Genomic DNA, 18,811 nt, shown 5'->3' on the forward strand with positions numbered 1-18,811 from the left:
CTTGTTGGTCGCGGATTTCCCGGATGCCGTTCCCGCGACCTAGTTCCGTTTGCATTTACCGAAATGGTACTGTATCAAATATAAAAATACCAATCGGTATATCAAACAAATGGGAGGATTTATGCGCTACCTCGTTGGTAAATTGCTGCTGGCGTGCTCGATCTCGCTGTTCGCAGGCACCGCCTGGTCAAATGAGCCGCCGCTGAAGATCGGCGTGCTCGAGGACATGTCGGGTCCCTATGCCGATCTGTCCGGACAGGGCTCGCTGGCGGCAGCCCGGCTGGCCGTCGAGGATTTCGGTCCGGTGTTGGGCCGCAAGGTGGAAATCGTCTCGGCCGATCACATGAACAAGGCCGATGCGGGCGTTGCCATCGCCAAGCGCTGGATCGAGGCCGACGGCGTCGAGATGATCACCGGCCTCAGCAATACGGCTGTGGCGCTCGCCGTTCGCAACGTGGCCGCAGCGAACGGCAAGATCGATATCGTGACCAGCGCCGGCTCCGCCGACCTCAGCGGCAAGGCCTGCACCGCAACCTCGTTCCACTGGGTGTATGACAGTTACGGGCTTGCGAAGACGGTCGGTATGGCGACGATCCGCTCCGGTGCTGACACCTTCTACCAGGTCCTGGTCGACTACGCCTTCGCCGCCGCCATGGCGCGCGATGGCTCGCGCTTCGCCGAGGAGGCGGGCGGCAAGCCGGTCGGCGCCGTCCGCGTGCCCTTGAACACGGCCGATTACAGCTCCTTCATTCTTCAGGCACAGGCATCGAAGGCAAAGGCGATCCTGCTCGCGCTTGCGGGAGCCGACTTCGTCAACTTCGTCAAGCAGGCGCACGAGTTCGGCATCGTCGAAAGCGGTCAGAAGCTTGCATCGTTCATCACCTTCATGAACGACATCCATGCCTTGGGGTTGAAGACCGGACAGGGTCTGCTGTCGTCCGAAGCGTTCTATTGGGATCTGGATGACAAGACGCGCGCCTTCTCAAAGCGCTTCTTCGCGGTCGCCAGGAAGATGCCGAACAGCATGCAGGCCGGCGTCTACAGCGCGGTCACGCACTATCTCAAGGCCGTGCAGGCGGCCGGAACGACAGACGCCAAGAAGGTCGTCGCAAAGATGCGGGAGCTGCCGGTCAACGACTTCATGACCGACAACGGCAAGGTCCGTGAGGACGGCCGCCTGCCGCGCCCGATGTATCTGTTTCAGGCCAAATCCCCGAAGGAATCGACCGGTGACTGGGACATCCTGAAACCGATCCAGAAGCTCAGCGCCGAAGACGCGACCCGCCCTCTCGCGGAGAGCGAATGCCCGCTGATCAAGGAAGCTCAGGCAAAGAAGTGAGGGGGCCTGCGTCGGGTGCGCTCAGGCTGGAGCGCATCCGACCAGGTTCAGCGCAAGGTCGCCCATCGTCTTTGTCAGCTCCGCTGCGGACAGCCGACCCTGAGGCGAATACCAGCGATGCGTCCAACGGACCATGCCGCTGATCGCGAGCGAAGCGATCATCGGATCGCCGACGTGAAATTCCCCGTTGGATACACCCTCTTCGATGAGACGCGCGAGCTTGGTGTCGAAGTCGCGCTGCTTGCGTCTGATGTCGCCGACCTTTTTCGGGCTGAGGCTCTTTTCCTCCTCGAGCATGATGGCGGAGAACTTCTGATATTCGATGTTCTTGGCGACATACAAGGTAACGAATTGCTGCAGGCGATCCCGGGCAGCGCCCTTCTTGTTACCCAGCAGTTGCGTCAAGTCGACATACAGATCGCCATAGGACTGATCGAACAACTGCTCGAGGATCGCGTACTTGTTGTCGAAATAGGTGTAGATGAACGGCTTGGTGACCCCGAGCGCGGCGCCGATGTCGTCGATCGTCGTCTTCTGGAACCCCTTCTCATAGAAGAGCTTGGCCGCGGCTTCCAGGATCAGCTCGCGCTTGTATTCCTTGATGTGCTGCTTGACGCTCATGTCGGCCCTTCGAGACGGTACTTATTGATACGTGATTCTCGGGGGGCTTCGCGCCTCCCTCCTCCAGGCCAGGCGTGCGGCAGAGAGATATCGCACCGGGCCGGAACTCCGCATTCGCCCGGCAGACCTGCCATTCTTCATAGCATATCCGTTGGACAAATAAATATACTAGCCAGTATGTTCGGTGCTGCACCAAGACGAGCCGTGTCGTCGCCGACCTCCTGGCGCACGATGGCCGTGAATGGATCTGGATATGGCGACCTTGCAATACCGGAGCGAGACGAGTGAGCTCCTCAACGAAAGTGCTGGCCGGCTGTTCGCATCGGTGCCCGATCGGGACATCAGGGCGGCCCAGCTCGGTCAGTGGTCGGAAGCGTGCTGGCAGCAGGTCGCGGAAGCAGGCTTTCCGCTCGCGCTCATCCGCGAGGAGGTCGGCGGCTTCGGCGTCAGTCCAGGCGAGGCAGTCGATCTCCTGCGCGTCGCCGGATATCACGCAGCGCCGGTCCCGCTCGCCGAGACGATGCTGGCCAACCGCCTGCTGACTGAAGCCGGCTTCGAAGCCGCGCCAGGGCCGGCGACGATCGCGCCGGTCACCGGGACGAGCGCCTTCGCGCTCGGTCGGCAAGGACTAGGCTGGCGGATCCGCGGCCACGCGGCCGGCGTGCCGTGGGCCCGCAATGTCGACCCGATCGTCGCGTTGGTGGAGCATGACGGCAAGCCGTTTGTGGTCAGGCTGGAGCGGACGCGCGCGGATGTCACGCAAGAGGGCTCGCTGGCCGGCCTGCCCTCCGATGCCGTCACCGTTGATTGCAAACTGTCTGGCGATGTTGTGCGCCCCGCTCCCTCGCGCTGGACCTGCGCAACGCTGAAGGCAGCGGGCGCGGCGCTTCGCGTCGCCGAAATGGCGGGCGCGCTGGAGCGTGTCCTGGAAATGACCGTCACCTACGCCAATGAGCGCGTGCAGTTCGGCAAGCCGATCGGCAAGCAGCAGGCAGTCCAGCAATTGCTCGCCACCCTCGCCGGCCAGGTCGCAGCCTGCGGCGCCGCCGCTGCGATTGCCGGCGCCGCGTTCGACAGGCTCGACATCTCTGCGATTGCCGCAGCCAAAGTGCGCGCCGGCGAAGCAGTCAGCATCGCTGCGCCCATCGCCCATCAGGTGCACGGCGCGATCGGCTTTACCGAAGAGCACCGGCTGCACTTCTTCACCCGGCGCCTATGGGCGTGGAGGGACGAGTTCGGCTCGGAACGGCACTGGAGTGCGATTCTGGGGCAACAGGCGATCGCGGCCGGGGCCGATGGGCTCTGGCCGTTCGTGACCTCGTTCGGCGCGCCGCAGGAGGCATCATGACGTATTTCACCTTCCCCAACGCGCCGCTGCTGCCTGAAGCCGAGAAGCTGCGCGGCGAAGTCCGCGCCTTCCTTGCCAAGGAGCTTCGCCATGTGCCTGCGCATGTGCGGGCCGCGTCCTGGAGCGGCTTCGACGCCAATTTCTCACGCCGGATGGGCGAGCGCGGCTGGATCGGAATGACCTGGCCCAGGCAATATGGTGGCCATGAGCGGAGCAGCCTCGAACGCTACGTCGTGCTTGAGGAAATGCTGGCGGCCGGCGCACCGGTCGCGGCGCACTGGATCGCCGACCGGCAAAGCGGACCGCTGCTGCTGCGTTTCGGCACCGAGGAGCAGCGCCGCAGTGTGCTGCCGAAGATCGCGGCCGGTGAGCTCTTCTGCTGCATCGGCATGAGCGAACCGGACTCCGGCTCCGACCTCGCCGCGGTTCGCACCCGCGCCGAGCCCGTCGATGGCGGATTCCGCGTCAACGGCACCAAGCTGTGGACCACCTACGGCCACCGCGCACATGTCATGCTGCTGTTCTGCCGGACCAGCGGCGGCCCGGCCGACCGTCACAAGGGGACGAGCCAGTTGCTGGTCGACCTGACGCTGCCGGGGATCACGATCCGCCCGATCGCCGACCTGTCCGGAGCGAAGCATTTCAACGAGGTCGTGTTCGAAAACGTCTTCGTGCCCGCTTCCGCGCTGATCGGCGAGGAGGGCAATGGCTGGCACCAGGTGACCAGCGAGCTCGCCTATGAGCGGTCCGGTCCCGAGCGCTTCCTCTCCTCCTTCGTGCTGTTCGCTGAATTGATCCGCGTGCTCCAGCGCAATCCGTCGGAGCATGCGACGGTGGCCGTCGGCCGGCTGATCTCGCACTTCGTCGTGCTGCGCCAACTGTCCCGCGGCGTCGCATGGCTGCTGCAGAACGGCGAGAACCCGGCGCTCGAGGCTGCCGTCGTCAAGGATCTCGGCGCGCTGGTCGAGCAGGAGATGCCGGACGTGGTGCGGAGCCTGGTCGAGATCGAGCCCGACGCGGAGCACACAAGGGAACTGATACGTACCCTGCACTACATCGTGCTCGCCGCGCCGTCCTTCTCGCTGCGCGGCGGCACGCGCGAAATCCTCCGCGGCATCATCGCGCGCGGCCTCGGCTTGCGCTGACCAACGCAGACGCGGCGGGCTATGCGACGAGCTGGTGAAAACGAGAAACGATCATGACATTGCACACACGCCCCGACCAGCCACGCCAGCTGACGTTCCCGTTCGAAACCCCGCCCGCCTACGGCGAGGTATTCGAGATCGCGCCCGGGTTGCGCTGGCTACGGATCCCGCTGCCCTATCGCCTCGACCACGTGAATATCTACCTGCTCGAGGATGAAGGCGGCTGGGCGATTTTCGACACCGGCATCCGCACCGCGGAAGCGCAGGCGGTCTGGGACCGGCTGTTCGCCGGCCCTCTCGCGGGCGTGCGCATCACGCGAATTATCGTCTCTCACTTCCACCCCGATCACATCGGATTGGCCGGCTGGCTTTGCGCACGCTTCAACGTCCCACTGCTCACCAGCTACTCCACCTATGCCGCGTGCAAGATGCTATCGCTCGACCCGCATTCGACGGCGTCAGAGCAGAATCGGTCATTCTACCTGCGCTACGGCATGACGCCGGACACAGCGTCGATTGTCGCCACCCACGGCCTGGATTATCTACGCGAAGTGACCCCACTTCCCGAGACATTCTACCGGCTTTTGATGGGAGACACGCTGAACGTCGGGCCCCGTCGCTTCCGCGTGCTCAGCGCCGACGGGCATGCACCTGAGCAGATCCTGCTCTACTGCCCCGAGGAGGCGCTGCTGCTCGCCGCCGATCAGGTGCTCGAGAAGATCACACCCAATATCAGCGTGTGGGCGGAGGAGCCGACCGGCGATCCGCTCGGCCACTACATGCGCACGCTGCGCGGCATGACCTCGGAAATTCCCGATGACGTACTCGTCTTGCCGGGCCATCGGCGACCGTTCCAAGGCCTGCATCAGCGCTGCGCCGAAATCCTTGCCCATCACGAGGAGCGTTGCCGCCAGGCCATCGAGGCCTGCCGCGAGGGACCGAAATCGGTCGACGAGCTTGTCCCGGCGCTGTTCCATTCACGCAATCTCACTGCACATGAGATGAGCTTCGCCTTCACCGAGACCCTGGCGCATGTGAACCGTCTGATCCGGCGCGGCGACCTCGCGTGGAGCGTCGACGCCGGACGCCCGGTCTGCCGGCTGGCGTGACCGCACCAACCTCAACGCACGACACGTCGGAAGGATACATCATGGCAACCGCCGGCCCGCTCGCGGGCATTCATATTGTCGAGATGGCCGGCCTCGGGCCGGCCCCGCTGGCCGGACAATTGCTCGCCGATCTCGGTGCCGACGTGATCTCTGTCGATCGCGCGGCGGGCAAAGCCGACCCGACCGACATCAACCGCCGCAACAAACGGTCGATTGCATTGGATCTGAAGCAGGCCGAGGCGACCGAGGCATGCAAGCGCCTGATCGCGCGTGCGGACGTCGTCATCGAGGGCTTTCGTCCCGGCGTGATGGAGCGTCTCGGCCTTGGGCCCGCCGAGATGTGCGCGGCCAATCCGCGACTGGTCTATGCGCGCATGACCGGCTGGGGCCAGGCCGGTCCGTGGGCGTCGATGGCGGGGCACGACATCAACTACATCTCGCTGTCGGGCAGCCTGAACTCGATCGGCCAGCGTGGCGCGCCTCCGGTACCGCCGCTCAACTTTGTCGGCGACTATGGCGGCGGCACCATGTTCCTGATCTTCGGCATTCTCGCCGCGCTGGTGGAACGTCAACGCTCCGATCGCGGACAGGTCGTCGACGCCGCCATGGTGGACGGTGTCGCGGCGATGATGTCGGTGTTCTACATGTTCCACGCGCGACGCGACTGGTCGGAGCAGCGCGAGGCCAATTTGCTCGACGGCGGCGCGCCGTTCTATCGCTGCTACGAGACCGCGGACGGCAAGGCCATGGCGGTCGGTCCGATCGAGCCGCAGTTCTACGCTGAATTCTGCGCCAGGCTCGGATTGGCCGAGGAGCCGCTCAAGGCCCAGAATGATCGCAGCCAATGGAGCGAACAAACCCTCCGCTTCGCGCGCGCCTTCAAGGAGAAGTCCCGCGACGAATGGGCTCGAATCTTCGATGGCTCGGACGCCTGCGTCTCGTCGGTCCTGACGATCGCCGAGTCCGAGCACCACCCGCACTTGAAGGACCGCGGCACCGTATTCCGCGGCGAAAGCGACGTGTTGCAGGCCGCGCCCGCGCCGCGGTTCGCGCGCACGCCGGCGCCTCCCGTTCGCCCGCCGCTCGCGGCGGGCGCGAGTGGCGACGAGATTCTTGCCGAGCTGGGCTATGCGTCCGGCGATATCGACGGGATGCGCAGCCGCGGCGCCCTCCGGTGACGCGCGATTGCGTCACAGGTCCGCGTTGAAGCTCTGCACCATCAGCGCCTGAGAGAGACCGCCGTCGCAATTGAGGTTCTGGCCGGTCACGAAGGACGCCATCGGCGAGGCGAGAAAGGCGATCGTATCCGCAAGCTCCGACGGCTGTCCGAGCCGGCGCATCGGAATGCGGGCCGCGCGCTGCTCGATGTCGTCCTTGCTCAGCACGGCCCGCATCAACGGCGTCTCGACGGTGCCGGGGCTCACGACATTCACGCGGATGCCGTGCTTGACCCACTCCATTGCCATCGTCTTGGTCAGAGCGATAAGGGCCGCCTTGGTGACGCCGTAGGCGCCGCCATTGGGATAGGCACCGATACCAGCAAGCGACGCGACGTGGACGATCGAGGCATGCGCGCTCTCGCGCAGGTGCGGCAGGCAGCTTCGTGCCAGCATGATCGCTCCTTCCACATTGACACGGAACGACAGCTTCCAGTCCGCAAGATCGCAGCTCTCCAGCGGCGCGGCCTTCACCACGGCTGCTGCATTGACGACAATATCGAGTTGGCCGTAGGTCTCAACGGCCTTTACGACCACAGCGTCAATGTCGGCCTGGCTCGCGACGTCCATCGTGCCCGAGATTGCGGTCCCTCCGGCCGCGACGATCGCCGCCGCCACATCGTCTGCGGCCGCCTTGCGGATGTCGGCCACGACGACCTTGCCGCCATTGGCGGCGATGACACGCGCCGTCTCTTCGCCGATGCCGCTCCCGCCGCCGACGACGAGCGCGACGAGCCCAGCGAGACGCGACTGGTGCATCCAATCGCGCGGACGATGGTGAAGTACTGGATTGGCTCCCATATGCTCTTCTCTCCAGATGTCCCGCGAGCACGCCGCGGAGCGCCTCGCCTACGCGGCGAATTCGTCGAATGCGGCAAGTGCCGTGGCGCCATAGACCGTCGCAGGACCACCACCCATCTCGACCGCGACCGCTATGGTTTCAGCGACTTCCTCGCGAGTGGCACCATGACGCCGTGCGGCGTCGACGTGATGGACGATGCAGCCCTCGCAGCGGGTCGCAATCGCGATGGCGAGCGCGACGAGCTCCTTGTGCCGGACAGACAGCGCTCCGTCCTTCAAGGTGGCATTGACAAGCGACTGAAACGCCTTCATCGGCTCAGGCGCGGCCTTGTAGAGCCGCGCCGCATTGGCCCTGATGTCCTGCAGCTTTGCCTTGTATTGTCCATCCGCCATTTCAGCCTCCTCGTGCTTCCGTCTCGACAGGAGCATTCCTGTCGGTCAAGCGCCTTCATGGAACCTGATGACCTCCGACGGCAATGCGCGATCGGTCCTGAAGCCGTTGGCCGGATGGCTCGGATCGGCGTAGCCAAACGAGATCGCGCACACGACACGCCGGTTCGCCGGCAGACCAAAATGCGCGCGGACGAGATCGGACCTCACCGTCAACGCCGCTTGGGGGATTGTTGCGACGCCAAGCGCGGTCGCGGCATTCAGGAAATTGGCGACGAAGCCGCCGCAGTCGATCGCGCCATAGGTGGAGAGCCCGTCGTCCGACGAGATGATGGCGACGTGCGGCGCACCGAACAGGCGGTAGTTCTCGGTCATCTGCCGCCGGTATCCTTCCTTGTCGCCGCGCGCCACGCCGACGCTCTCATAGAGCGCAAACCCGCAGGCGCGGCGGCGATCGCCATAGATGCCCTGATAGGCCTTGGGCCACGCGAAGTCCGTGACCGGTTGATCCTCGACATGGGCCAACATCAGCCTGCGAAAAGATTCGGTGCCCTCGCCGCGGGTGATGTCGACCTGCCAGGGCTGGGCATTGCACCATGAGGCCGTGCGCTGCGCGATCTCGATGATCCGTTCGATCACGGACTCCGGCACGGGCGTCGCAAGAAAACCGCGGCAGGAATGACGCCGGCGCAGCAGTTGTTCCAGGGCCGCTTCCTCACTCACGGACACGGCTTCGCTCTTGTTCAATGCGTTCATCACCACCTCTTTGGTTACTCGCGCAGGTTTCGGCGTCCGATCGGGCCTGTAAATCGGTCCCCCGCGCGTCCGGCCCCGGAAGCGGACGCTTGCCTAGGGCGAGCTGGCAAGATATACTGTACGGTATAAATATGCAACTCAATGGTATTTGCCTCGTCGACTTTGGACCGGGCGATCGCGATGGATCTTGGTGACGGGAGCCAATCACCAGGCAATGACCAGCGAGTTTATCGAGGGAGCGAAGCACATGTCCGCAACAGCACCGAGATTTGGCGACCTGCCCCGCATTGCGGCCGGACGCTGGAGCAACGGGACCGCGATCACGTTCCGGGACACCCGACTGAGTTTCAGCGACCTCAACGCCGAGATCGACCGCGCAGCGCGCGCGCTGCTGGCGCGCGGTGTGAGCAAGGGAGACGTCGTCGGTCTGTGGGTGACGAACCGGATCGAGTTCACGATCGCGCTGTATGCGACCCTGCGGATCGGCGCCATCGCAGCCACGATGAACACGCGCTACCGCGAACACGACGTCGCCTATGCGCTCCGTCTGGCCGAGTGCAAATTGCTGTTCGTCGTCGAGCGCTCTGGTCCCGTCGGATACGTCAACATCCTGAAGGACGTGCTTCCCGGGTTCGACGGCAAGCAATTCGCTCGTTCCGAGGCCTTCCCGCACTTGTGCGACATCGTCATCATGAGCGACACGCCCGAAGGCGGACCGCTGTCCTGGGCGCGCTTCCTGAACGATGCCGAACGGGTGCCGGCCGAGGAGCTCGAGAAGGCCGCAGCCGATGTGAAGGTCGACGATATCGCACTGATCGTCTTTACTTCCGGCACCACGGGCAACCCGAAGGGCGTGATGCACGATCACACCCTGCTGCAAAGCATTTGCGCGCGTTACGACATCTGGCCGCTCGGGGAAGGCAACGCCGTCCTCAACTTCCTGCCGATGTTCCACCTCTACGGCATGTCCGAGACGGTGTTCGGCTGCATGTATGCCGGCGCGCATCAGGTGATGATGGACACCTGGAACGCCGAGATGGCGGTGCGGCTGATCGCGCGTGAGCGCATCACGGGCCTGCATGGTTTCGAGACGCACTATGCTGATATCATGCGCGCGCAGGAGCATTTGAAGGCCGATCTCTCCAGCCTGCGCTTTGGTTCGCTACCGGCGGGCATGGAGAACTCCAATGCCGTCGCCGCGCAAGTTCAGAAAGCGATGTGCCCGACCGCATCCGGTTGGGGCATGTCGGAAGCCGGATGCTACGTGTTCTTGAGCTCACTCGACGACACCGAGGAACAGCGCTGCACGACGTCCGGTCGCCCCCTGCCCGGCCTGGAATTCAGAATCCTCGATCCCGCAACCGGCGACGAGCGGCCTGACGGCGTCGAAGGAGAGATCGCCGTACGCGGCTATACGGTCATGCGCGGCTATTTCCGCGATCCGCAAGCGACCGCTGCGACGATCAACCGCGATGGATGGTTGCTCACCGGCGACCGCGGTTTCAAGCGGCCTGACGGTTTCCTCCAGTTCCTCGGGCGCTACAAGGAGATGCTGAAGGTAGGTGGCGAGAATGTCTCGCCCGCCGCGCTGGAGACCGAGCTCATGGCGCTGGTGCCCTCGATCGAGCAGGTCGCCGTGGTCGGCGTCCCTCATCCGCGGCTGATGGAGGTTCCCTGCGCCTACGTTGTGCCCAAGCCGGGCATGGAATGCTCGCTCGAGGATGTGAAGGCCCGATGCAAAGGCAAGATCGCCAGCTTCAAAATTCCGCACTACATCGTGCCGGTCGATGCACTGCCGATGACCGCCTCAGGCAAAGTGCAGCGCGTGTACCTGCGAGATCGAGCAAGACAGGAGCTGACGTTGACTCCTGAATAGGTTCAATGAACGCGCTTGCACCACCCGAGGACTTTTGGCACGGGTCATGGCCCGTGCTGCGCACCGCGCATAGAGCGATTGTCCCGAACCTTTCTCGATTGGCTTGTCGATGCTCCGCCTGCTCTGGCGTAGGGCCTGATCAGGCTGCCTAACTCGCAGCCTGCCGGCTGCTGAGATGCTGATTGAAGAACGGAACGAGCTTGGCGAGCGCTTTTGCCACTGGCTCTGGCTTGTCGTAGAGATCGTAGTGGGACCAGCCATCCAACTCGACCAGTTGCCGGTCCTTCGAAGCCGTCGAACGCCCGTAGATCTCCATGCCGTCGCGGTACGCGCCGAAGGCCCCGACCTTCTTGCCGATCACGACCATCATCGGCTGCGTCATCAGCATCTCTGCGAAGGCGAAGGCGTCCCAGCCCAGCGTGTTCTGGGCATGCGAGAACAGCATCCGGGTAGCGCCGCCGGGCTTTTGGCCGCGTGTAGTCTTGTAATATTCAGTGGCTTCAAAGACATCGATCTCGGTCATGCCATTCTTCCGGGCAGCATCCGGATCGGCAGGGAGCAATTCGTTGATCTGAAGCTCGCCGCCGCGTGCTTCCTTGGTACGCTGCGCTGCCATTGCCTCGAGCGCGCCAAGCGGATCGTAGTTGCTGAATCCTTCCCGGAACAACCGACCGATGTTCACGCCGGTGATGCTGACGACGGCCTTGATGCGCTTCTCCGTCAACGTCGCATTCAGCGCGTACCCTCCGCCGCCGCATACCCCGAGAACGCCGACGTTGTCCGAGTCGACGTAGGGCAAAGTGACCGCGTAATCGATGACATGGCTGATATCCTCCACGCGCTGGGTCGGATCTTCGATCCAGCGCGGCTGACCGCCCGATTCCCCCTGGAAACTCGCGTCGTATGCGATGACGACGAAACCCTCCTTGGCAAGCGCCGCGCCGTAGACGTTGCCGGATGTCTGCTCCTTGCAGCTTCCGAACGGATGGACGCTGACGATCGTCGGATACTTCTTCGATCTGTCGAAATCCGGAGGGAAAAGGATGTCGGCTGCGATTTGCCAGGCCATGTCCGGATTCTGGATCTTGACGGTTTCCATGCTGCGCTCCTTCCAGTGCAATGGATCGTGGCCCCGCTCGACGGCGTCGAGCGGGCCAACTCGTACTTGTCAGGCGGCTTTCGCGGTCTTCGAAGGTTCAAGGATCCTGTCGAAGAACGGCGCCAGCACCGACACGGCCTCGTCGACGTATTTCGGGACGTCGTAGAGCTTCATGTGGTTCGAACCCTGCACGACGTGCATCTTCTTGTCCTTGCTGGCGGCACGCCTGAGAAGATCGTCGCTCATCCACTTGCTGCCGGCGTCGCTTCCGACGACGATCTGCAGCGGTTGAACCAGGAACACCTCGGCCATGTTGTAGGCGTCGTAGGGGATGATCTGCGTCAGGCTGCGCGCGGTCGCCCACCCGGGCGCGGTCGGGTATTCTGCACGGGGCGTGTGATAGTACTCCCAGGCCTCCTCAAGATCGGCGTTTGGAGCGTCCTCCTTCTTCATCGGCGCCAGCGGCATCCTGGTGATTTCCGCCCCGCCGGCCTCGGCTGTCCTTGCGGACGAACCGCCCAGAAGCACCGGCATGGCATCCGGAGACTTGATCTCGCCCGTAAAACCGTTCCGGAACATCTGACCGATGTTGACCGCGCTTACCGTCCCGACGGCCTTGATGCGGGGATCGTTGATAGCGGCATTGGCTGTGTACCCGGCTCCAGCGCAGATGCCCATGGCACCGACCCGCTCCTTGTCGACATACGGCAGGGTAATCAGGTGGTCGATCACCGCGCTGATGTCTTCCGTACGAATGGACGGGTTCTCCAGCTGGCGTGGTTCGCCACCGCTCTCACCCTGGTAGGACGCGTCGTAGGCGATGGTCACGAAGCCATGTTCGGCCAGCTTCTTGGCGTAGGTGCCGGCGGTCTGTTCCTTCACGCCGCCCCCCGGGTGCGACACGACGAGCGCGGGATATTTGCGTTTCTCATCGAAACCTCGGGGGAAGTTGATCACCGCCGACATGGTGATCGTCTTGTTGTTCGAATTGACGAAACTGACCTTGCTCATTCTCTGTCTCCTTCGCGAAACCGAGCCCCCTTTAGCGAGGGCTACCGTTGCAAACGAAGATACGCCGTCGACGTCACATCGATTAGATGCTTAAAAGTGCTTGAACCTAGAAGTGGAGTGATAAATGCGGCGCGAGGAAATGGCCGATATGACTGCCTTCGTGGTGGTGGCCGAGGAGCGGAACTTCACCCGGGCGGCGGCAAAGCTCGGCCTGTCCCAGTCTGCTCTCAGCCAGATCGTTCGCCGACTTGAAGCGCGTCTAGGCATTCGGCTCCTGACACGAACGACGCGCAGCGTGGCGCCGACCCAGGCAGGCGAGCGACTTGTACAGACGCTCTCGCCGATGCTGTACCAGCTGGATCAGAGCATCGACGCTCTCAGCGAGTTTCGGGACAAACCTGCCGGCACGATCCGGATCACGACAGTCGAGCACGCTGCCAAGACGGTCCTGTGCCCGGCGCTCGCAAAACTTCTGCCCAGCCATCCAGACATCACCGTGGAGATCATCGTCGACTACGGTCTCGCCGATGTGGTCGCGGACCGATTCGATGCCGGGGTGCGGCTAGGCGAGCAGGTGGCCAAGGACATGATCGCGGTCCGAATTGCGCCGGATATTCCAATGGCAATCGTCGGATCTCCCGAGTACTTCGAGCGACATCCCGCGCCTCGCGATCCGCAACAGCTCATCAAACATCGCTGCATCAATCTGAGGCTTCCGACGTCGGGAGCGCTGAACGGATGGCGGCTTATTCAGAACGGGCGCGAGATCAGAGTTCAGGTCGAAGGTCCGCTCGTCTTCAACACTATCGACCTCATCCTCGACACGACGCTCGACGGATTAGGTCTTGCCTACCTGCCCCTGGATCAGGTCGACCAGCACATCTCGGGCAAGAGATTAAAGAGGGTGCTCGATAAATGGACCCCTCCTCTGCCTGGATACCACCTCTACTATCCGAGCCGGCACCACAATTCTCCGGCGTTCAAGTTGCTGGTCGACACGTTGCGATATCGCTCGACTGGGTCGAAATCCGGCTCGAAGAATCGCAGTCGCTCTGCATAGGCGAAGATGCCGCCGACGTTTGCGTTAGGGTTGCCTCTCACTAACGACAGAATGACGTTGCAAGGGATTGAAGTTGCATTGGTCGTTCCAAATCGATGACGTGCGGGAACGAGCAGCCGCCAGGACAGCAGGCTGGATGGTTGATGGCTTGCCTTAACCTTCTTCCACGCTCTATCGGCATGAACGTCTGCCTGAAGCGATCCAACGTTCTGGCTTCGAAGTCATCGCCTAATCATGAGGGCAGAGCTCTTCCGACCGTCCTCTCGATCTCGACGACAATTTCGTTGAACCGCTTACCCAGATAGTGGCGATAGGAATCCCCGACTGTCGTCGGCGCGCCCAACTGTCCGCGACAACTCCGTCAAAATCGAAGATAAGTGTCTTGGTCATTAGGTGAACTCACGCTTCCTCGATCTAGTTCTATGGATATATTATCGCCTTGATGATGCCGTCGCGACGCGCGGACTGCTGTTCGAACGCCGCGGCAGTCTGATCCAGCGAAAATCGATGTGTTGCAAGTGGCGCGAGTTTGATGCGACCGCTCCGTGCCAGGCCAATGGCGCGTGGATAGACTTCCGGCATTCGGCGCGAGAACTTGATCGAAAGGCCTTTGCGACGCGATTCTGCGCCGCTCAACACATATTGATTGTTCTCCGGGATTCCGACGATCACGAGCCGGCCACCAATGCGGGCGCTACGAGCGGCATGCTCGAAACCGTGTGAAGAGTCTGTCGCCTCGATTACGAGGTCAGCACCGCGGCCGTCTGTATAGCTTGCAACTTCATCGCAGCTAGCGCATGCAACCTCGGCACCCAGCTCGCAGGCCAATTCCGTCCGTTCCTTTACCGGATCGACCGCGACGATCTTCCCGGCGCCAGCCAACCGCGCCAATTGAATCACCAACAGTCCTACCGGACCGCAACCAAGCACCGACACGGTTTCCATCAATCGTGGACGCGCGAGGTCCATAGCGTGGATCGCGACCCCGAGCGTTTCAAGGATGGCAGCGGCAGCAGGATCGAGGCTGTCAGGCACGACATGCACGGCAGATGTCGGTACACAGATGAACTCGGCCATCGCACCATTGTTCGGGGCATAACCGAGAAAGCGTACGTTTGGACACAGGTTCGTATGGCCCCGATGGCACCATTCGCAGCGACCGCAGGAAATTGAAGGATCAACGGCCACCAACGTTTCCGCCGGCAATCCAACCCGTCGTGCGCTCTCGGGGGTCAACGTGCCTGAAAATTCATGACCGAGCACGAACGGCTTTATCCGGGTCGGTCCGGTCGTTCCGCCCTCCAGATACGAATGCAAATCGCTACCGCAGATGCCCACAGCCTTGACCCGCACCACGACTTCGTTCGCCCCCGGTGCTGGCATCGCGATGTCGGTAACGCGAATGTCGCGAATATCATGGAGAACGGCCGCGCGCATATTCAAAGCCCTCGTTCATGCTTGTGCCAGGTATCGCCCTTGAGAGTTGTACAAGTACATATGTATTTTATATTTTACAAATGCTCTGTCACTTCGATCCCTAAGATTCGCGCTACGGCCGTACCATCGCCCCGCCCCGAGCCGAATGCTGATCCGGCCATTGCGGCCCGTCGATCGATGGCGGTGCTACCGCCGCTCGCGTCCCCTGGATCCATAACGATCACCTTCACTCCACGGGTCCCTACGTTCAACCCGACGGGACACTCATCGTCGATTACCGATCAGTTTGAGCGCTCCAGCCGCCGCCTTCTCGTCCGTGACCAACACCTTGCCGATCCGCCCCAGCAGTGCAGCTGCAATCACGGGCGCCTTGTTGGTGCCTCCCGCGATCAACATGACGCTTGGCGTCTTCGCGAGCTTTTCGATCGGAAGGGCGATCGCGCGCGCATTTATGCCGTGGTTGATCTGCCGGCCGGATTGATCGAGATACTGCCCCAGCACGTCGCCGACCGCCCCGGCGGCACGCAAATCCTCGATGCCGACATCGGGCGGCAGGCCATGCCGTACCAACAGAGAGCGCGGCGAGAGATCGCCCAGGCTAAGCAGCGCCAGATCGAGCCGCCCCACTCGCTCCAGAACCTCCGCATAGACTTCTTGCGCCATGAACGTGTCGCGTGAGCGTCTGCTGCTGGCGTAGATCGGGGCGGCAAGATAACTGCATTTGGCATGAAGCCTGCGCGCCAACTCACCCGCGATCTCGAAAGTATTGAGCTCGAGTCCGCGCGAGAGACCTCCCATCATCGAGACGACCCAGAGATCCGGGTGCTCTGCCGGCGTTACATGACGGATCGTTTCGCGCAGGGTCGCGCCCCATCCGATGCCGATCGTTCGCGGATGCTTCTCATCCAGAAATTTCGATAAATAGGCTCCGGCCGCCATTCCAATCAGGCTTGCCACCAGTTCAGGGTTTTCCGGGCTCGGGATCACCACCGCGTCGTCCAGCCCGCACCGCTCGCGCAGCCGGTGCTCCAAGTCGGTGCAACTAGCAAACTGGGAATTCAGCCGAATGCTGACAAGGCCGCTCTGCCGCGCCTCCGCCAACGTGCGGTTGACGCGCGCTCGCGTCAGCCCTAGCCGCTCGCCAATCTCGGCCTGAGTCAAATTTTCCATGTAGTAAAGCCAAGCAATACGCAGGCTAATCTGGTCACTCAAAGCGCAATCTCCTGGAGAACTGTCAAAAGCTCGTCATGGATATGACCACTTGTCGCAACCCTCTGCCCATCGTCGAATCCCGATATCAGATCAACTTCGGTCCCCGTACCGCGTCCTCCACCACGAAGGTCGCAAGCCGCCGCACGTTGCTATTGATCTCCTTGACGTCGTCGACGACCTCAAACCCGACCGTACAGGTCTTCGCATCAAGCTCGACAGTGGCAAAGCCACGCTTGTCACCGCGCGCGAAAGTCAGATGCGGATTGTCAGCGATCGCCTTGCGCGTCGCGGTCTCGCTCGGACCGTCCGATGTAATTGACGTACCCACGAATTCCGTCGCGATGGCAGCCTCGTCCGGCTCGGTGAAATCGCGCTTTAGGGTGCCGGCAAAGAAGGCGTGGCGATCGCCCCCGATTACGACCGGATTCCGCGTCCGATGCACGACGAGAGCATCGAGCAGCCGCCGGCGCGCGTTGGGATAGCCGTCCCAACCGTCCATCCAGTAATGATCGCCGTCGTCGGCGCCGCGCCGATCCTCCACCATCAAGGTCTGCTGCGCGACGATCGTCCAGCGTGCGTGACATTTGCCGAGACTTTCGTCCAACCATCGTTCCTGTGCGCGACCCAGCATCGTCCGAGCCTCCTCGATCCGCTCCGCACATGGAACGATCCAGGTCGGCCGCCCGCCGTTCACGCAAGCCGAAGCCGAGCGATATTGCCGGTCATCGAGCAGCAGCACGTCCATCACATCGCCGAACCGATAATGCTCGTAGATCGTTGCATCCGGCCCGCGTGGTCGGGCCGACGCCGGCAGCGGCATGTGTTCGTAATAGGCTTGGTAGGCGGCGGCCCGGATCTTCAGGAACTGGACGGAGTCGCGTATCGTGTAGGAGCGGTCATTGGCGTAATCGTCGGTGACCTCGTGATCGTCCCAGATCGAAAGCCACGGAAAGGCAGCGTGCGCGGCTTGCAAGTCGGCATCCCTCTTATAAAGTGCGTAGCGGTTCCGGTACTCGGCGAGCGTCGTCGGGATCCCGACACCGTGCTGGCGCACATGGTGCGATCCCCAGGATCGCTCGTAAATGTAGTCGCCGAGATGCACGACCACATCCAGGTCGCGCGCGGCCATGTCACGATAGGCGCTGAAGAATCCCTGCTCATATTGCTGACAGGATGCGAAAGCGAACCGAACGCGCGGCTTGGGGCCCCCCGGCGCAGTGCGGGTCCGCCCAACCGGGCTGACCGCGCTACCCGCGCGGAAGCGGTACCAGTAGATGCGATCAGGCTGCAGCCCCCTCGCCTCCACATGCACGGAATGCGCTAGATCGGCCATCGCGCGCTCAGTGCCACGCGCAGCGATACGCGCAAACTTTTCATCCTCTGCAACCTGCCATTCGACGTCGACCGGCGTCTGCGGCATGCCGCCATCTTCGAGTGGCGATGGCGCGAGACGGGTCCACAGGATGACGCTGTCCGCGCGTGGACAGCCGGAGGCGATGCCGAGCGTATATGGATCGGCACCGAAATTAACCGGCGCTCCGCGCACGATGCCAAAAGGAGCAGCGAGCGTGGCGCTCGCCATCGCCGCCCTCAAGAAACGCCGTCTCGAAATCCCCGCGGTCATGACGCTGCCGGGATCGAGCTGCGCTTGCGCCTAATGTCAACCGCGAGGTCAGGCCGGTCGGTCGTGATCTGCCGCACCGGCTGAGCCAGCCAATATTTGATGTCCTCCGGCGTGTTGGCAACCCAAGCGCCGAGCCGCGCCGTACCGAGGATACCGAGCGCCAGCGGCAACACCGGCGCCAGCAGCGTCTTCTCGATCGCTACGACACAATCACGAATTCCGGCCAGCCGTTCCAGCGCCGGCCTGATTCCGCCCATCATCTCCGCCGAGCGACGATCGAGCGAGGTCAGCACGCGGGCGTCGGGCGCGAGCTTGCGCACGGTCTCGATCACCTCAGGGACGAAACAGGTGAGAATCGCCCGCCGCTCCAGCCCGCGCCGCCTGATCTCCTCGATCAACCTTGCCTCCAAGCCTTGATAGGTATTACCTAACGCATCGGTCTTGATCTCAACATGCAGCTCGAGCGCGGTGTCGTTGAACACATCGAGCACTGACGAGAGCGTCGGAATGCATTCATCGCCGGCGTCGCGGAGTCGTGTCGATGTCAGGCGGTTCAGGCTTTGCTCGCCAACCGGACCGCTGTCATGCGTAGTGCGGTCGAGCAAGGGATCGTGGATCACCACGATGCCGCCGTCGGCGCTTTGGTGGACATCAAACTCGACCGCGTCGACGCCGAGCCCACATAAATTCCGGAAGCCGAGAATGCTGTTCTCAGGCCAAAGGTCGCGCGCACCACGATGTCCGGCGATGAAAACCATTTTCAACC

17 protein-coding genes are annotated in these 18,811 nt (G+C 62.8%); 7 read left to right on the plus strand and 10 right to left on the minus strand.

Going from position 1 to position 18,811, the window contains the following annotated elements:
* Window positions 1-121 precede the first annotated feature (121 nt).
* The gene (locus AC1VNY_RS22765) at window positions 122-1,339 is read left to right on the plus strand and encodes an ABC transporter substrate-binding protein (RefSeq protein ID WP_482406853.1); all 1,218 of its coding nucleotides are present in this window, start codon (window positions 122-124) and stop codon (window positions 1,337-1,339) included.
* Window positions 1,340-1,360: 21 nt separating this feature from the next.
* Here AC1VNY_RS22765 and AC1VNY_RS22770 read toward each other — a convergent pair whose 3' ends face one another.
* Window positions 1,361-1,960 carry a TetR/AcrR family transcriptional regulator gene (locus AC1VNY_RS22770; RefSeq protein WP_069278186.1) on the minus strand — a complete coding sequence of 200 codons (600 nt, stop codon included), beginning with the start codon at window positions 1,958-1,960 and terminating at the stop codon, window positions 1,361-1,363.
* Window positions 1,961-2,213: 253 nt separating this feature from the next.
* Between AC1VNY_RS22770 and AC1VNY_RS22775 the strand changes: the two genes are divergently transcribed.
* The 4 genes from AC1VNY_RS22775 to AC1VNY_RS22790 are packed head-to-tail and all read left to right on the plus strand — an operon-like array spanning window position 2,214 to window position 6,740.
* Window positions 2,214-3,308 (plus strand): acyl-CoA dehydrogenase family protein, encoded by a 1,095-nt coding sequence (locus AC1VNY_RS22775; protein ID WP_482406854.1) that lies wholly within the window; start codon window positions 2,214-2,216, stop codon window positions 3,306-3,308.
* Window positions 3,305-4,453, plus strand: coding sequence for an acyl-CoA dehydrogenase family protein (locus AC1VNY_RS22780; RefSeq protein WP_069278188.1), 1,149 nt, complete (start codon window positions 3,305-3,307; stop codon window positions 4,451-4,453). Before AC1VNY_RS22775 ends, AC1VNY_RS22780 begins: the two co-directional genes overlap by 4 nt.
* A gap of 53 nt (window positions 4,454-4,506) precedes the next feature.
* Complete coding sequence (locus AC1VNY_RS22785) at window positions 4,507-5,562, plus strand: MBL fold metallo-hydrolase (protein ID WP_482406855.1); 1,056 nt, start codon at window positions 4,507-4,509, stop codon at window positions 5,560-5,562.
* 41 nt (window positions 5,563-5,603) lie between these two features.
* Window positions 5,604-6,740: a CaiB/BaiF CoA transferase family protein gene (locus tag AC1VNY_RS22790; protein ID WP_482406856.1), complete on the plus strand. Its 1,137-nt coding sequence runs from the start codon at window positions 5,604-5,606 to the stop codon at window positions 6,738-6,740.
* Window positions 6,741-6,752: 12 nt separating this feature from the next.
* Here AC1VNY_RS22790 and AC1VNY_RS22795 read toward each other — a convergent pair whose 3' ends face one another.
* The 3 genes from AC1VNY_RS22795 to AC1VNY_RS22805 all read right to left on the minus strand — a co-directional run bounded on the left by AC1VNY_RS22795 (window position 6,753) and on the right by AC1VNY_RS22805 (window position 8,726).
* On the minus strand, window positions 6,753-7,538 hold the full coding sequence (locus AC1VNY_RS22795; protein ID WP_069278191.1) for an SDR family NAD(P)-dependent oxidoreductase: 786 nt from the start codon (window positions 7,536-7,538) through the stop codon (window positions 6,753-6,755).
* A 90-nt stretch (window positions 7,539-7,628) separates the two neighbouring features.
* Window positions 7,629-7,973: a carboxymuconolactone decarboxylase family protein gene (locus AC1VNY_RS22800; protein WP_482406857.1), complete on the minus strand. Its 345-nt coding sequence runs from the start codon at window positions 7,971-7,973 to the stop codon at window positions 7,629-7,631.
* Between the two features lie 45 nt (window positions 7,974-8,018).
* A complete protein-coding gene (locus tag AC1VNY_RS22805; protein WP_482406858.1) occupies window positions 8,019-8,726 on the minus strand; it encodes a nitroreductase in 708 nt (235 codons plus the stop codon).
* Window positions 8,727-8,973: 247 nt separating this feature from the next.
* Here AC1VNY_RS22805 and AC1VNY_RS22810 point away from each other — a divergent pair, with 247 nt between their 5' ends.
* Window positions 8,974-10,602 (plus strand): class I adenylate-forming enzyme family protein, encoded by a 1,629-nt coding sequence (locus AC1VNY_RS22810; RefSeq protein ID WP_482406859.1) that lies wholly within the window; start codon window positions 8,974-8,976, stop codon window positions 10,600-10,602.
* 148 nt (window positions 10,603-10,750) lie between these two features.
* Here AC1VNY_RS22810 and AC1VNY_RS22815 read toward each other — a convergent pair whose 3' ends face one another.
* Both AC1VNY_RS22815 and AC1VNY_RS22820 read right to left on the minus strand, forming a co-directional pair.
* Window positions 10,751-11,701 (minus strand): alpha/beta hydrolase, encoded by a 951-nt coding sequence (locus AC1VNY_RS22815; RefSeq protein WP_482406860.1) that lies wholly within the window; start codon window positions 11,699-11,701, stop codon window positions 10,751-10,753.
* 69 nt (window positions 11,702-11,770) lie between these two features.
* The gene (locus tag AC1VNY_RS22820; RefSeq protein ID WP_482406861.1) at window positions 11,771-12,712 is read right to left on the minus strand and encodes an alpha/beta hydrolase; all 942 of its coding nucleotides are present in this window, start codon (window positions 12,710-12,712) and stop codon (window positions 11,771-11,773) included.
* A gap of 124 nt (window positions 12,713-12,836) precedes the next feature.
* Here AC1VNY_RS22820 and AC1VNY_RS22825 point away from each other — a divergent pair, with 124 nt between their 5' ends.
* Window positions 12,837-13,772, plus strand: coding sequence for a LysR family transcriptional regulator (locus AC1VNY_RS22825; protein WP_482406862.1), 936 nt, complete (start codon window positions 12,837-12,839; stop codon window positions 13,770-13,772).
* A 420-nt stretch (window positions 13,773-14,192) separates the two neighbouring features.
* Here the strand turns inward: AC1VNY_RS22825 and AC1VNY_RS22830 are convergent, their stop codons facing one another.
* The 4 genes from AC1VNY_RS22830 to AC1VNY_RS22845 all read right to left on the minus strand — a co-directional run bounded on the left by AC1VNY_RS22830 (window position 14,193) and on the right by AC1VNY_RS22845 (window position 18,803).
* On the minus strand, window positions 14,193-15,209 hold the full coding sequence (locus AC1VNY_RS22830; protein WP_482406863.1) for a zinc-dependent alcohol dehydrogenase: 1,017 nt from the start codon (window positions 15,207-15,209) through the stop codon (window positions 14,193-14,195).
* Between the two features lie 264 nt (window positions 15,210-15,473).
* Entirely contained in the window at window positions 15,474-16,421 is a 948-nt protein-coding gene (locus tag AC1VNY_RS22835; protein WP_482406864.1) for a sugar-binding transcriptional regulator, read from the minus strand.
* Between the two features lie 85 nt (window positions 16,422-16,506).
* Window positions 16,507-18,003, minus strand: a complete 1,497-nt coding sequence (locus AC1VNY_RS22840; protein WP_482406865.1) for an alkaline phosphatase D family protein — start codon at window positions 18,001-18,003, stop codon at window positions 16,507-16,509.
* 38 nt (window positions 18,004-18,041) lie between these two features.
* Window positions 18,042-18,803 (minus strand): glycerophosphodiester phosphodiesterase family protein, encoded by a 762-nt coding sequence (locus tag AC1VNY_RS22845; RefSeq protein WP_482406866.1) that lies wholly within the window; start codon window positions 18,801-18,803, stop codon window positions 18,042-18,044.
* Window positions 18,804-18,811 lie beyond the last annotated feature (8 nt).

This window comes from Bradyrhizobium ferriligni, assembly GCF_056837965.1.